This is a genomic window from Sphingobacterium puteale, from assembly GCF_003627955.1.
Classification (GTDB): Bacteria; Bacteroidota; Bacteroidia; order Sphingobacteriales; family Sphingobacteriaceae; genus Sphingobacterium; species Sphingobacterium puteale.
Window position 1 is genome coordinate 163,182 of the sequence record NZ_RBWS01000013.1, and the last position, 13,484, is coordinate 176,665.

General features: G+C 40.6%; 14 protein-coding genes. All 14 read left to right on the top strand.

Features of this window, described 5'->3' with window-relative positions; translation table 11 throughout:
- Positions 1 to 38 precede the first annotated feature (38 nt).
- Positions 39 to 827 carry an SAM hydrolase/SAM-dependent halogenase family protein gene (locus D7322_RS17690; protein WP_108636061.1) on the top strand — a complete coding sequence of 263 codons (789 nt, stop codon included), beginning with the start codon at positions 39 to 41 and terminating at the stop codon, positions 825 to 827.
- A gap of 136 nt (positions 828 to 963) precedes the next feature.
- Positions 964 to 1,515 carry a hypothetical protein gene (locus D7322_RS17695; RefSeq protein WP_147430466.1) on the top strand — a complete coding sequence of 184 codons (552 nt, stop codon included), beginning with the start codon at positions 964 to 966 and terminating at the stop codon, positions 1,513 to 1,515.
- A gap of 161 nt (positions 1,516 to 1,676) precedes the next feature.
- Entirely contained in the window at positions 1,677 to 3,512 is a 1,836-nt protein-coding gene (locus tag D7322_RS17700; protein ID WP_121125579.1) for an ABC transporter ATP-binding protein, read from the top strand.
- Between the two features lie 103 nt (positions 3,513 to 3,615).
- Positions 3,616 to 4,014 (top strand): hypothetical protein, encoded by a 399-nt coding sequence (locus D7322_RS17705; protein ID WP_121125580.1) that lies wholly within the window; start codon positions 3,616 to 3,618, stop codon positions 4,012 to 4,014.
- 77 nt (positions 4,015 to 4,091) lie between these two features.
- Positions 4,092 to 4,751 (top strand): heme exporter protein CcmB, encoded by a 660-nt coding sequence (locus tag D7322_RS17710; RefSeq protein WP_121125581.1) that lies wholly within the window; start codon positions 4,092 to 4,094, stop codon positions 4,749 to 4,751.
- Positions 4,752 to 4,786: 35 nt separating this feature from the next.
- Positions 4,787 to 5,455: a cytochrome c biogenesis protein gene (ccsA, locus tag D7322_RS17715; protein ID WP_121125582.1), complete on the top strand. Its 669-nt coding sequence runs from the start codon at positions 4,787 to 4,789 to the stop codon at positions 5,453 to 5,455.
- 213 nt (positions 5,456 to 5,668) lie between these two features.
- Positions 5,669 to 5,878 carry a CcmD family protein gene (locus D7322_RS17720; RefSeq protein WP_121125583.1) on the top strand — a complete coding sequence of 70 codons (210 nt, stop codon included), beginning with the start codon at positions 5,669 to 5,671 and terminating at the stop codon, positions 5,876 to 5,878.
- Between the two features lie 20 nt (positions 5,879 to 5,898).
- Entirely contained in the window at positions 5,899 to 6,882 is a 984-nt protein-coding gene (locus D7322_RS17725) for a DUF6427 family protein (RefSeq protein WP_121125584.1), read from the top strand.
- Positions 6,883 to 7,058: 176 nt separating this feature from the next.
- Positions 7,059 to 8,384, top strand: a complete 1,326-nt coding sequence (locus D7322_RS17730; RefSeq protein ID WP_121125585.1) for a hypothetical protein — start codon at positions 7,059 to 7,061, stop codon at positions 8,382 to 8,384.
- A 4-nt stretch (positions 8,385 to 8,388) separates the two neighbouring features.
- Complete coding sequence (gene lptC / locus D7322_RS17735; RefSeq protein ID WP_121125627.1) at positions 8,389 to 9,012, top strand: LPS export ABC transporter periplasmic protein LptC; 624 nt, start codon at positions 8,389 to 8,391, stop codon at positions 9,010 to 9,012.
- A gap of 289 nt (positions 9,013 to 9,301) precedes the next feature.
- Positions 9,302 to 11,407, top strand: a complete 2,106-nt coding sequence (locus D7322_RS17740) for a peptidylprolyl isomerase (RefSeq protein ID WP_121125586.1) — start codon at positions 9,302 to 9,304, stop codon at positions 11,405 to 11,407.
- Between the two features lie 63 nt (positions 11,408 to 11,470).
- Positions 11,471 to 12,016: a DUF2480 family protein gene (locus D7322_RS17745; RefSeq protein WP_183078743.1), complete on the top strand. Its 546-nt coding sequence runs from the start codon at positions 11,471 to 11,473 to the stop codon at positions 12,014 to 12,016.
- A gap of 95 nt (positions 12,017 to 12,111) precedes the next feature.
- Positions 12,112 to 12,897: a DUF3108 domain-containing protein gene (locus D7322_RS17750; RefSeq protein ID WP_104385082.1), complete on the top strand. Its 786-nt coding sequence runs from the start codon at positions 12,112 to 12,114 to the stop codon at positions 12,895 to 12,897.
- A gap of 5 nt (positions 12,898 to 12,902) precedes the next feature.
- Positions 12,903 to 13,466, top strand: coding sequence for a DUF3109 family protein (locus D7322_RS17755; RefSeq protein ID WP_121125588.1), 564 nt, complete (start codon positions 12,903 to 12,905; stop codon positions 13,464 to 13,466).
- Positions 13,467 to 13,484 lie beyond the last annotated feature (18 nt).

Sequence of the window (13,484 nt, forward strand, 5' to 3'; positions counted from 1 at the left end):
AGGGAATTCGACAGCAATTCGGTCTACTTTAGATTATAATGGCAGTAATTACGTTAACGACAGATCTAGGACATAAGGATTTTTATCAAGCTGCGCTAAAAGGAAGCCTTTTAACGCAGTTGTCTGATGTTAATATTGTCGATATCACCCACGAGATCCCAGCATTCAACATTCCGCGCGCAGCCTTTGTACTTGGCAACGCCTATCATTATTTCCCCAAGGGAACTGTACATATCATCGGTATCAACACCTTGTTTCATGAAGAATCCAAATACATCGGCATGAAATACAAGGACCATTATTTTGTCGGCGCGGACAATGGTATTTTCAGTTTGCTGTTAAATGGAAATGAGCCCCAGGAATTGTATGAACTCAATCTGATGCAGGACCTGCGATACCTCCATTTCCCGCTCGCTGACATTCTTTCAAAATCAGCCTGTCATATTGCAAAAGGAGGGAAACTGAAAGATGTGGGCACGCCAATGCATCAACTGATAGAAAAAGTTACATTACAGCCGATCTTTGATAAGGATATGATACGGGGCAATGTCATTTACGTTGACGCCTTTGGCAATGCCATTACCAATATTTCAAAAGACCTGTTCAATAAAGTCCAAAAAGGGCGAAATTTTGTCTTGTATTTCAAGCGCAACGAAACGATCACCAACCTTTCCTGGCATTACAATGAGGTCGGCGAAGGCGAAAAATTATGTCTCTTTGGAATCAGTAATTATTTGGAAATTGCCATCAACAAGGGCAACGCGAGCCAGCTTTTGGGACTTCACGATGACGATTCCAATGTCATCCGTATCGAATTTAAAGATTAATTTCATAAATTCATTCTTAGAAATTATTTGCGCACATGGGTCAAGCTCCAAGACAGGGGTAGCGCTTGTAGCAGTTATGCTGCCAAGGCAAAGCAATTTCAGCAAACTTAATATGGGATTGATTGGTTCATTGTTTATGAAGTCTTTAAAATACACGCTACTGTCCTTTCTTTTATTATTTAACCTCGGGTATTTGATAGCGCAGGAAAATGCAGATTCCAGTGCTTTTGAAGTACAGCGCAAACGTGTCAATAACCTGCTTGAGGCAAGACAGCAGAAATTCGGCGCTTACGATACGAGCCTCACTCAGAAAACAGGGCTTTTTGGACTGTTTAAATCCAAGGACGATATGCAGAAAAGCATCGATATCCTCAAAGATGTCGTGATCACGGATAACAACATCTTTTTGGAAACCCAGCAGCTACTCAAAATCAAAGATTTCGAAAAGAACAAATTTCGGCAGATGGCCACGGAATACGATAAGCAGATCTCATCCTATATAGGTACAATTAATAAACTTCAGCTTGAAAATGAAAGACTCAGGGCACAATTGGACAAATCAGCCGGAAACGGACTGTCCGGCAATATATGGCTTTACATGGCCTTGCTCGTCATCATGGCGCTAGCACTCTTATTGTATCGTAGCCGTACACGAAAATCACTCCCAATCCCTAAAAATACGGACTAGGGCTTTGTGTTTTTGGGCATGTAGCGATGACATGTACCGCGCGAATTGATCAAATGATAACTAAACCTGTCAAAAGCCAAAAAATTGACCAAAGTATGATAGCAAAATATTTTTAATCTCTTTACATTTGTCCTCGCAACAAAACATTGAAGTAGCGGATTATGGCAAGAGGTTTCAATAGTGGTAATAAACAAGAAGAAGATCTACCAAAACCAAAGTTAAATAAGGAGCTCCTATTACGGGCTTCGAAAATAATGACCTATTTAAGGCCTTATCGGGTTAAGTTTGGAATCGGAATGTTATTTTTGGTATTATCCAGTCTTTCCATGCTAGCTTTCCCTGCACTCTTGGGTGCGATGATTGATGCCGCCCAAGGCAAGCAAAAATACACCTGGCTGCCCCCTGAAGTGTATTACATTGGAGGAATAGCCTTTATCATTCTATCTTTTACGTCCGTCGTTTCTTTTTTTCGAATCCGTATCTTCGTCGAGATCGCTGAACGCGCTTTGTCCAAAATTCGTAAAGATACCTATCATAAGCTTATCTCCTTGCCGATTGAATTTTTCGCCAATCGTCGCGTGGGAGAATTAAATAGCAGACTTTCCGCAGATCTATCCCAGATCCAGGACACCTTGACCACTACATTGGCTGAAATTTTAAGACAATTGATCAGCCTTTGTTTTGGGGTATTTCTGCTCGTTTGGGTATCGCCCAAATTGGCCTTGATGAATCTCTGCATATTACCTGTCATTGTGGTTGCCGCAATTGTCTTCGGAAAATTTATTCGTGAATTATCCAGACAGGCGCAGGATAAGATGGCGGAATCAAATAGCATAGTTCAAGAAACTTTATTAGGCATTAGCAATGTTAAAGCTTTTGTGAACGAATACTTTGAATTCAACCGTTACAGTAATCAGATGGATTCTGTTGTCAAATTAGCGGTCAAGGGAGCAACATTTCGAGGAGCCTTTGCTTCGTTTATCATATTCTGTATTTTCGGTGCTGTTATCGCCGTTATTTGGTATGGTGCCGCATTGGTTTCTATCCATGAGATGTCTGTCGGTGATCTAACAACATATATCCTTTATTCGATGTTTGTTGCCGGATCTATGGGGAGTTTCCCTGAATTATACGCAAACATACAGCGTTCACTCGGTGCCAGCGAAAGGATCCTGGAAATTCTTGATGAACCACAGGAGGATATCAAAGTTGAACCGAGCTGCAAGGAGATCAGTAAAAAGATAAGTGGAAATCTCCGTTTTGATCATGTGGCATTCGCGTACCCTAGCCGTCCTGATATTGAAATTCTCAAAGACATTAACTTTACCGCCAATGCTGGCGATAAAATCGCCATCGTGGGCCCTAGCGGCACCGGCAAATCAACCATAGCCTCTTTAATACTACAGTTCTATACCAGCAATAAGGGAGAAGTACTTTATGATGGCAAGCCAGCCTCGGACTTTGAGCTGTGCGATATACGTAACCAAGTGGCCATAGTACCGCAAGACGTACTGTTATTCGGCGGAACGATCCGCGAGAATATCGCCTATGGTAAATTAGACGCTACGGAAAATGAAATAACAGAAGCTGCCAAACGCGCCAACGCCCATCAATTTATATTAAATTTCCCTGAAGAGTATGATACCGTAGTCGGAGAACGTGGTGTAAAACTCTCCGGAGGGCAACGTCAACGTATCGCCATCGCCAGGGCTTTACTTAAAGACCCAGCGATTCTGATTCTGGATGAAGCAACGTCCTCATTGGACTCCGAGTCAGAACGTCAGGTACAAGATGCCCTAGAAGAATTAATGCGTGGCCGCACATCCATCATCATTGCTCACCGTTTATCGACGATAGTCGATGCAGACAAAATTATCGTGGTCGAAAATGGCATCGTCTCGGAAAGCGGAACACATTTCGAATTATTACAGAAAGAAACCGGACTCTACCGCCACCTCTATACCCTGCAATCCAAACAGCAAAAAGTAGATATGTAAAATTTTGTTAATTATTGATTCTTTTTAAACAAATTGTCCCAGTGATTGTTCATTTGGTATCATACTTGATTATCATTTGAATACACAATAAAATAGAAGAATTATGAAAAATAGCAAAAATGGATTAGTGGCATTTGCTTTGGTAGGATTGGCTGCGGGAGCTGCTGCATGGTATCTTTTAGGAACAGATGACGGGAAAAAGCAATTAGATCGTGCAAATGATGGCATCAAAAGCTTAACTAAGTCATTGAAAGATCTTTCGAAAAAAGAAGCTAGAAAAGCCCAAAAGTTAGCCAATAGAGCTTCAGCTGAGCTGGACAACTTAAAATCAAAAGCACAGGCAGCTTTCAGCAAAGCGACGGACGATGCAGATGCATTGAAAAATAAGGCAAAAGAAGCAGGCAGAGAAGCTTTGGACCACGCCAACAATGCGGCACAAAATTTAGCAAATAAAATCGACAACACAACCGATGCTGCTAAATCAAAAATTTCTAATGCATAAGTAAAAAAAACGTTTTTTTAAGAATTGGTGGTTTAACCGCATTCGGTGGTTAAAATACATTTGTATCTTTGCGGAATATGACTTTACTGCAACAGGTAAAAACTTTAATTCTTAAAGACATCATTCTGGAATGGCGATCAAAATACGCCATCAACGGAATCCTACTATATGTCGTATCTACTGTATTTGTTTGTTATCAAGCATTCAAGTCAGTAGATACCACAGTTTGGAACGCATTGTTCTGGATTATCATGTTATTTGCATCCATCAATGCCATCAACAAGAGCTTCGTTCAGGAAAATCCCAACCGACAACTCTATTATTACTCCTTAGTTGACCCACGGGCAATTATCCTTGCCAAAGTCATTTACAACATGTTATTGATGACTATCCTGGCCTCCATTGCTTATTTCGTTTATTCGATCATATTTCAAAATCCTCTCGGGGACCCCACGCTATATTTCATTTCGGTCATTTTGGGCAGCATCAGTTTCGCCAGTGTATTTACCATGATTTCGGGCATAAGTTCGAAAGCCGGCAATAACAGCACGCTAATGGCCATTTTAAGTTTTCCGGCAATTATACCGCTGTTGATCGTACTGATCAAACTCTCCCGCAATGCAATAGAAGGCATGGAAAGAGCAGCAAGTATGAGAGAAATAATTGTATTACTCGCAATTAATGTAATCACGATCACTATTTCTTTATTGTTATTTCCGTACCTTTGGCGAGATTAAATTTTAGGATTGAAACACATTAAATTCAATTTACCATGAGAAAAAAATGGTGGAAAATATTAGCTGTTCTGATTATCTGCGCAGTCATTATCAATGGTCTTTTGGGCCCTGTCCCCCGCCTATTTATCCTTCACGAAAGTATCCGTAATGTCTATTTCCATGTTCCGATGTGGTCTGCAATGATTGTGATGTACCTGATTTCTGTTATTTATAGTGTCAAATACCTTAATACAGGTAAAGCAGAATACGATTTAATGGCCATAGAAGCCGTAAATACAGGTATTACCTTTTGTTTTTTTGGCCTGGCAACGGGAATGCTTTGGGCCAACATTACCTGGGGAGAACCTTGGCCAAATGACCCCAAGTTAAACGGTTCGGCAATCGCGACATTAATGTACTTAGCCTATCTCGTACTCCGCAATGCGCTCGAAGAAGAGCAGAAACGGGCAAAAATATCTGCTGTCTATAATATCTTTGCATTTCCGATCATTATTGTATTGCTTTATATTCTTCCAAAAATGACAGATTCTCTTCATCCCGGAAGCGGTGGCAATGCTACCTTTGGCCAGCTACAAATGAGCAACGAGCTCCGTCCGACATTCTATGCCGCCATGATCGGATGGCCAATGATTGCTTTTTGGATCTGTTCAATGCGTTACAGAGTACGTCTATTGGAAAGAAAAGAGCTGCAAATCGATTCTTAAAAAGAACAGAAACAGGCTATAACCTCCTTAAAAATGGGCATTACGACAATAATAAGTCCTAAGCTCATGAAATAAAACGGAAAACAAGCATAAGCCATTTGTTACTAATGTTTATAGCGGATCAAATGGCGATAACACTGATCAAAAATAAAGTTCTGATGAAACAGGAGAGTTACCCGAGTACTCATCAGTTATTAAAAGACAAATAATAGAATGAAAAAAATAACATTGTCAATTGCATTATTAATCTTATCAACTGTAAGCGCCTTCGCTCAGGATGACGTTGATATGGCAACAGGATTACGTAGTGAAGGCAAAATCTATGTGGTTGTGCTCGTGATGCTGGTCATTTTTTTAGGTTTGGCCTTCTTTCTTTTCTTGCTCGACCGCCGCATTACGAAATTGGAAAAAAAGAATAAATAGTCAGCTATCTATTGCATACCATGATTATAAGTCAGTTCAGAAATTATACACCAGTAAATATCCTTTTTTTATCCTTCGTGGGTTTTGTATTATGCCTCGGCATATTCCTACACCTTCCGGATAAACTGGATTCTGTTATTTTTGAACCGGCTCTTGGTAATCTATTGGGGGAAAACAATTTAATCAATCTATCTCCGGCAACCAATGTCTTTATCACACTCATTCTGACCATTTTTCAGGCAACCATACTCAACCGGATCACAAGTCACTTTAACTTGCTCGGAAAACCTAGTTTTCTGGTTGCTTTGATGTACATGACATTGGCCAGTTTATTTTTACCTTTTCTGGTCCTGTCTCCCACGCTCATCTGTAACTTTATTTCAATATGGATGCTCAGTAAATTGCTTTCCTTATATCGTCAGACCGATGTGAAAGCGGAAATGTTTGACCTGGGTATGATTGTCGGTATCGGAAGTCTCATCTACTTCCCTTTTTTGAGCATGTTTTTCCTGTTATGGATAAGTCTTCTTATTTTTAGGCCATTTAATTGGCGTGAGTGGATCACACCATTATTGGGACTGGCTACAATCTATTTTATATTGGCAGTAATCTACTTATGGGTAGGAAAAATGGAACTATTTTACACCATATGGTTACCCTTTACCTATAAGTTTCCAACAGCCATTCGTATTCAACTAGTTGACTACCTCGTATTGGTTCCAGTACTTTTTACCCTGATCCTTTTCCTGTTGATCCTCAAGGATAATTTTTTCAAAAGTATCGTGCACATCCGGAAATCTTTCCAATTGTTGTTTTTCATGTTATGCCTGGCCGTGGCTTCTTTCTATTGGAACAAGAAGCTAACAGAAGCTCATTTTTTACTCTGTGCCCCTCCAATCGCCATTTATATGGCCTATTACTTCACGTATGCCAAAAAGAAATGGTTTTTTGAAGTCGTTTACGCCATTATTGTATTAACGATAATCTACTTCCAATTTTTCTAAACAATTGTACAACAAGCGTTTAACCTTTTTTAACAAAATCGGCTTAACAAGCTCACAAAAATTGAATAGTTTTGTATGCGAATAAAAGCAAAGAACATTTAATTACAGGAGTCAAAAAACTCAAAGATTTCACAAAAACTAAATAAACATTAGTTTCTCAATTTTATAGGTTGACCATGCAGAAACGCTTTATAAGCTCTCTAAGAAATAAATCCCTCCAACTGTTGTTAGCAGGTGGAATTTTAGCTAGTTCTACTACCGCATTTGCCCAAAAAACAACATCAGCTTCGCCATATTCTCAACTGGGAATAGGTCAAATCCGTGAAGATTTATTGCCTCAGTACAGAGCTATGGGGGGAATTAATACAGGTATCCGTACATTTGACGGAGTATACAATACCAACCCGAGCAATCCTGCGTCTTACTCTGCAGCACGCGTGAGTGTTTTTGATGCCGGTCTATATGGCAACTATACGCAACTCAAATCCACTACCAGAGCGGACAACACCGCTGATTTTGCTTTTAGCCATATCACGATGACTTTTCCAATGAAAAAGTTCGGCGGTATCAGTATGGGTATATTGCCATTCTCGGATGTTGGTTACCGAACAAGTTCGCCGGAGGGTATTAATTCCGAAATCTATAACAAGGTATTTACTGGTGAAGGCGGTCTGACAAAAGCTTACGCCGGATGGGGTGTACGTGTTTACAAAGGGTTGAGCATCGGTGCGAATATGTCGTACCTATTCGGAACCTTAAATGACTATAGCCGTGTTGAATTTCCGGTCACCTCCGGAGCTTTAAACCCCCAACGCCAGAATAAGCGTGAAATCCAAGGTATTATCTTTGATTACGGTTTACAATATGAACAGCCTCTAGGAAAAGAGCATGTATTGAGCTTCGGTTATTCAGGATCACTGAACAACGATATCAAGGAACGCACAACAATTATCGACACAAGGACCGCTCCATCATCTGATCCAGACAATCAAAATATTCCGATCGATACGACCTACATGTCCGATCGTATCAGCCGACATTTAACCCTTCCCTTAAAACACAATGTGGGGGTTACACTTGCTCGAAATGGCAAATGGCTAGTCGGGGCAGATTTCAAATATGCAGACTGGTCGAGATTTCAGGTCAGAAGTGGTGAAAATAGACTCCGCAAAAATTATGGTGTAGCTCTTGGTGGACAATTGACTCCGGACAGATCGTCTCTTAACTATTTAAAACAGGTAGACTATCGTCTTGGATTCAGATACAACAAAACACAGTATTTTCAGGCCGGTGAAAACATCAATGATATGGCTGTAACTGTAGGTGTGGGATTACCATTAGCTAGAACGCTGTATTTAGGTGCATTTTCAAAAGTCAATTTATCGGCAGAATTCGGACAGATGGGAAAAGCAGCCAATGGTCTCCTACGGGAACGTTATATCAACTTCAATATTGGCTTTACACTCAATGACCGCTGGTTTAGAAGAAACCCAATTGATTAGCATAATGGTACGCAAAGTATTCGCAAGTTCCATATTTCAAAATATATCGCCCCTGGTAATTCTATTTTTGCTAGGGGCGCTCTTATTGACCTCCTGTGAGCCGGACCTAAAGGAAGTTGACCGGATCGCTAATCTAAAAAAAGAGGAAGCCGTGGATATCTCACGTCATGTGGATATCATCTATAGTGATTCAACCCGGGTCAAAGCCAACCTCACGGCCCCCGAAATGCGGATCAGACACGATAGCACTGAAATCTATGAATTTCCAAAGAGCATAAAAATCATATTCTATGATGAAAACCTCAAGGAAACCCAACGTATTACTTCTGACCATGCCGTCCGGAGAGAAAAAGAAAAAACAACGATCTTTACCAAAAATGTGGTCGTGACCATGGCTGATGGATCTATTCTGAAAACGGAGGAAATCGTCTATGACGAAGGTGCAAAAGATCCTAATAGGACTTTTTACAACAACCTTCCTGTTCAGGCTTTCTTCAAGGATCAACGTGGCAACTTACAGGGTTCTTCTTTTAGTTCGGACAAGGATCTGCTCCATGCCAACATACAGAATGCGACCGGTGTTGTCATTATCAAGGACAATAGTCTATTTCCATCGATAGGGAGATAGCTCGTATGTGCAAGTCCCACAGGCACGCGAAGTGGTCTGAGCAATTAAAGCCCCGGAAAATACAAGTAACTCAACAACAGAACCCTTGCGGCCTATTGGCATCGCCTGATTGAGAGATTTTCAATAAAAAAACAGCAGCATACAAATAGTTTTCAAATTTGTTTTATTACATTCAGGAAAATATTCCGTTTTTTTTTATAAAAATTGTATCTTGCACCGCATTTTGCTATGCTATGCATAAATTAACGAAATACAAGTATTTACACAATATAAACACAATAAGCAGACTATGGGATTAATGGGCTTTTTGCGTAACAAAGCTGGTGTCATATTGACCGCAGCGATGGCTATCGCAATTTTAGCATTTTTACTAGGCGATGTCGTTCGAGGAGGAGCCCCTTTTTGGGCGAGACATCAAAATCGTGTAGGGGAAGTCAACGGAACAGAAATTGAGTATCCTGCGTTCAACCAACAAGTGGAACAGGCCGAAGAAATGTTCAAACAACAAATGGGCGGTGCAGTTACTCCTCAAATGAGAACTTATGCCGTACAACAGGTTTGGAATCAATTCCTATCCAGAGAGATCTTGAAAAAAGAGATTGAAAAAATCGGTTTGACAGTAGGTAAAGATGAATTAAATGATCTAGTAAAAGGACCAAATCCTTCTCCTCAGATCGTACAAGCATTTACCAATCCGCAAACAGGACAGTTTGACCATGGCCAATTGATGACTTTTATAAGTCAAATGAATACATCCGGTAACCAAGCAGTGGCCCAGCAATGGGAGGTTCTACTTGAAGGTGTAAGAGACGAACGCCTAAGCAGCAAGTATGGCGAATTGCTTTCGAACAGTGTTTACGTAACTTCATTGGAAGCTAACGAAGAATATCAGGAACGCAATAAATTGGCCAATTTCAAATACATCCTTTTAGACTATGCTTCTGTAAAAGATGCTGAAGCGAAAGTGACCGATGCGGATTTCCAGGAATACTACAATGAGCATAAAAATATGTTCAAAACACAAGAGGAAACACGTGCGATCCAATACGTTACTGTAGATGCAAAACCTCTTGCTAAAGATTCATTAGCTGTCAAAGAAGCGATCGACAAGTTAAAACAAGATCTTATTGTTGCGAAGGATGATTCACTATTTGCTTCCATCAATTCGGACAATAAATATCCATTCACCTATGTGAAAAAAGGCCAATTGAGTCCATCCTTGGATTCTGTAGTCTTCAACGTAGCTGCAGGTACTACAGTAGGTCCGTTCTTGAGCAACAATGCTTACGAAATTGCAAAAGTAGTTTCAACAGTCGTAGGACCGGATTCAGTAAAAGCTTCGCACATTCTATTGGATGCTACCGCCGAAGGTGGTGTGGACAAAGCATTGGCAAAAGCGGATTCTATCAAAGGCTTAATCCAAAAAGGCGATAACTTTGCAGCATTAGCTGTCCAGTTCAGCAGTGATCCGGGCAGTAAAACAAATGGTGGTGAGCTAGGTACTTTTACAAGAGGCCGCATGGTACCTGAATTTGAAAAAGCAGTATTTGAAGGCAAAACCGGAGACATTAAAGTGGTAAAATCCCAGTTTGGCGTACATATTATCAAAATCGAAAAACAGATCGGTACAGCGAAATACGCGAAAGTTGCGATCATCGACAAGGTAATCAACAGTGGTAAAGAAACCCTAAACAATGCGCATAGCAAAGCGACAGCATTCTTATCTGCAGCTACTGCACAAAACTTTGCACAAGAGGCTAAAAAACTTGGTTTGGAAGCGCGCACAGCATCACGTGTTACAGCAATGGACAATGTGCTTGATGGTACTGAAGCGCCACGTGATTTGATAAAATGGGCTTTTGAAGCTAAAAAAGGTGATATTTCCGACAAAGTCTTTGAAACCGAAACTTCTTATATCTTAGCGAGCCTAGTGGATGTACAACCCAAAGGGGTGCTTTCTTTGGACGCGGTGAAAAAAGACATTGAGCCTGCAGTTAAAAATAAGGTTAAAGCGAAAGTATTAAAAGAAAGATTTGCAAAAGCTTTGGCTGGAGCTTCTTCCATTGACCAAGTGGCTCAAAAAGTGGGCAAATCGGCGATCCATGTGGAGAATGTGGTATTTGCCAACCCTGTTATTCCGGGTGTAGCCTTGGAAAATGCAGTAGTAGGTACTGTATTTGGACTTCAACCAAACAAACCTTCGAAAGCTATTGAAGGGAACACAGGTGTGTATGTCGTGCAGGTGAATGGTTTCACAAACCCATCAGCGATCTCTGACATCAACGGACAAAAGAAACAAATGCTTGCCGCTAAGGCACAACGCGCTTGGGGATCTATTTTCCGCGCATTGCAAGACAAAGCTGAAATCATTGACAATAGAGTGAAATTCTTTTAGAAGATTTTTAAGTAAATTTGTAGCCGGACGAATTATCGTCCGGCTTTTTTTGATAAAATAACTATGGAAATTCAAACAAATATTGTCAATAAAGTTGCGCAAAGTGGATTGATGACCGTTGATCTGGCGGATTATCATCCGAAGACCGACAACGTCCTATATGATATCAAGGATAATTTGTTCCATGGTCTGATGTTACGGGAAAAAGATTTCCGCGAGTTCATCAAAACACATGACTGGTCACTGTATACTAACAAACATGTTGCCATCACCTGTACCGCTGATGCTATTGTACCCACATGGGCCTATATGCTGCTGGCAAATAAGCTAGAACCTCATGCCGCTACTGTTATCTTCGGAGATTTAGATGAGCTCGTACGCATACAGTATGCCGCCGCTATTGACCAAATTGACATGGAGCAGTTTCGCGATCAACGGGTGGTCGTGAAGGGCTGTGGAGACACCTTCATTCCGGAATCGTCATTTGTTCAGTTCACGGTAAAACTTAGCAAAGTAGCTAAAAGTATTATGTACGGGGAACCCTGTTCCACAGTTCCAGTTTTTAAAAGAAGTCCTCAAGCGCCAAAAGCAGCTGACAAACAAGTATAAGCAGCTGGCTCATGTGGGTTTCATCACCTTAAAAAGACAATTTATTCTGATGAAATTAACATTTCTTTTCAAACAATTTTCGTAAACTTACGTACATGAAACTTATATCGACATTGCTCCTATACTTATCAGTTTTTGTAAGTACAGTTTTCGCTCAGGATTTACCCCATTTAAAGGAATCGGCATTTAAAGGTGGAGAGAAATTAAAGTACAAACTCCGCTATGGTATAATTTCCGCAGCAACGGGAACGTTGACTGTCGGTGATACAAAAGACGGATTTGGGAATCCTTCCTTTCATCTGTATGCCGCTGGTAAAACAGCTGGAGCATTTGCCATTTATACCGTAAGAAACGAATATAATTCGTATATCAATAGTAAGACATTCTTACCTTACTATTATACGGAAAACATCCGTGAAGGTGGTTACAGAAGGAACGATAAAGTACGTTTCAATCAGGATACACATACAGTGGTCGGTAATAAGGGAACATTTACATCCAAGGTGGATCAAACCTTTGATTTGCTGTCCTCCTACTACTTTGCCCGTAATTTGGACTTAAGTTCGGTAAAGCCCGGGGAATCCTTTAAACTGACCTATTTCCTGAATGACGAAATTGCCACACTGGGCATTCAGTATATCGGAATCGAAAAAATAAAAACCGAATTGGGTACATTGGAGTGCCTTAAATTCAGTCCCGAAATTAAACCGGGGCGTATCTTTAAAAAAAATAGCAAGCTATACCTTTGGGTAACCAACGATGGTAACCGCATTCCTGTGAAGGCCAATGTCGATATATTAATTGGCTCTGTCACTTTAGAACTCCTGGAAGCAAGCGGACTAAAATATAAATTGGGCCAAAAAGCAAGCTACTCAAAATAAATAGAATGATTGAAGTAGGAAATGTGTTGGTACACGAAGATCTGATCAATAATGACTTTGTGTGCAATCTATCAAAATGTAAAGGTATATGCTGTATCGAAGGAGATTCGGGAGCACCTTTGCTGGAAAGCGAAAAGGCAGTATTGGAAGAGATATATCCCAAGGTAAAGCCATATATGACCGAGAAAGGTATCAAGGCTATCGAAGAACAAGGCAAATACGTCGTCGATGTAGATGGTGATCTAACCACAACATGTGTTGATGGCAACAAAGAATGTGCGTACGTCACCTGGGAAAATGGTATTACCAAATGTGCTATAGAGAAGGCTTATGAATTAGGAGAAGTTCACTGGCGGAAACCAGTCTCCTGTCACCTCTATCCTATCCGGACGACGCATTATCCAGAATTTGACGTACTTCATTACGACCGCTGGCATATCTGTAAAGATGCCTGTAGTTTTGGAAAGGAACTTCAGGTGCCAGTCTATAAATTTCTAAAGGATCCCCTGATCCGCACCTATGGCGAAGAATGGTACAAAAATCTTGAGCGGGCAGTCGACGAGTTGTAACAAAATCACTATCTTTAA

Coding starts and splice junctions, on each gene's coding strand:
- D7322_RS17750 (WP_104385082.1), top strand. CDS start 12,112: ATGAAACTTATATCGACATTGCTCCTATACTTATCAGTTTTTGTAAGT.
- D7322_RS17695 (WP_147430466.1), top strand. CDS start 964: ATGAAGTCTTTAAAATACACGCTACTGTCCTTTCTTTTATTATTTAAC.
- D7322_RS17690 (WP_108636061.1), top strand. CDS start 39: ATGGCAGTAATTACGTTAACGACAGATCTAGGACATAAGGATTTTTAT.
- ccsA (WP_121125582.1), top strand. CDS start 4,787: ATGAGAAAAAAATGGTGGAAAATATTAGCTGTTCTGATTATCTGCGCA.
- D7322_RS17740 (WP_121125586.1), top strand. CDS start 9,302: ATGGGATTAATGGGCTTTTTGCGTAACAAAGCTGGTGTCATATTGACC.
- D7322_RS17730 (WP_121125585.1), top strand. CDS start 7,059: ATGCAGAAACGCTTTATAAGCTCTCTAAGAAATAAATCCCTCCAACTG.
- D7322_RS17725 (WP_121125584.1), top strand. CDS start 5,899: ATGATTATAAGTCAGTTCAGAAATTATACACCAGTAAATATCCTTTTT.
- D7322_RS17755 (WP_121125588.1), top strand. CDS start 12,903: ATGATTGAAGTAGGAAATGTGTTGGTACACGAAGATCTGATCAATAAT.
- D7322_RS17710 (WP_121125581.1), top strand. CDS start 4,092: ATGACTTTACTGCAACAGGTAAAAACTTTAATTCTTAAAGACATCATT.
- lptC (WP_121125627.1), top strand. CDS start 8,389: ATGGTACGCAAAGTATTCGCAAGTTCCATATTTCAAAATATATCGCCC.
- D7322_RS17745 (WP_183078743.1), top strand. CDS start 11,471: ATGGAAATTCAAACAAATATTGTCAATAAAGTTGCGCAAAGTGGATTG.
- D7322_RS17705 (WP_121125580.1), top strand. CDS start 3,616: ATGAAAAATAGCAAAAATGGATTAGTGGCATTTGCTTTGGTAGGATTG.
- D7322_RS17720 (WP_121125583.1), top strand. CDS start 5,669: ATGAAAAAAATAACATTGTCAATTGCATTATTAATCTTATCAACTGTA.
- D7322_RS17700 (WP_121125579.1), top strand. CDS start 1,677: ATGGCAAGAGGTTTCAATAGTGGTAATAAACAAGAAGAAGATCTACCA.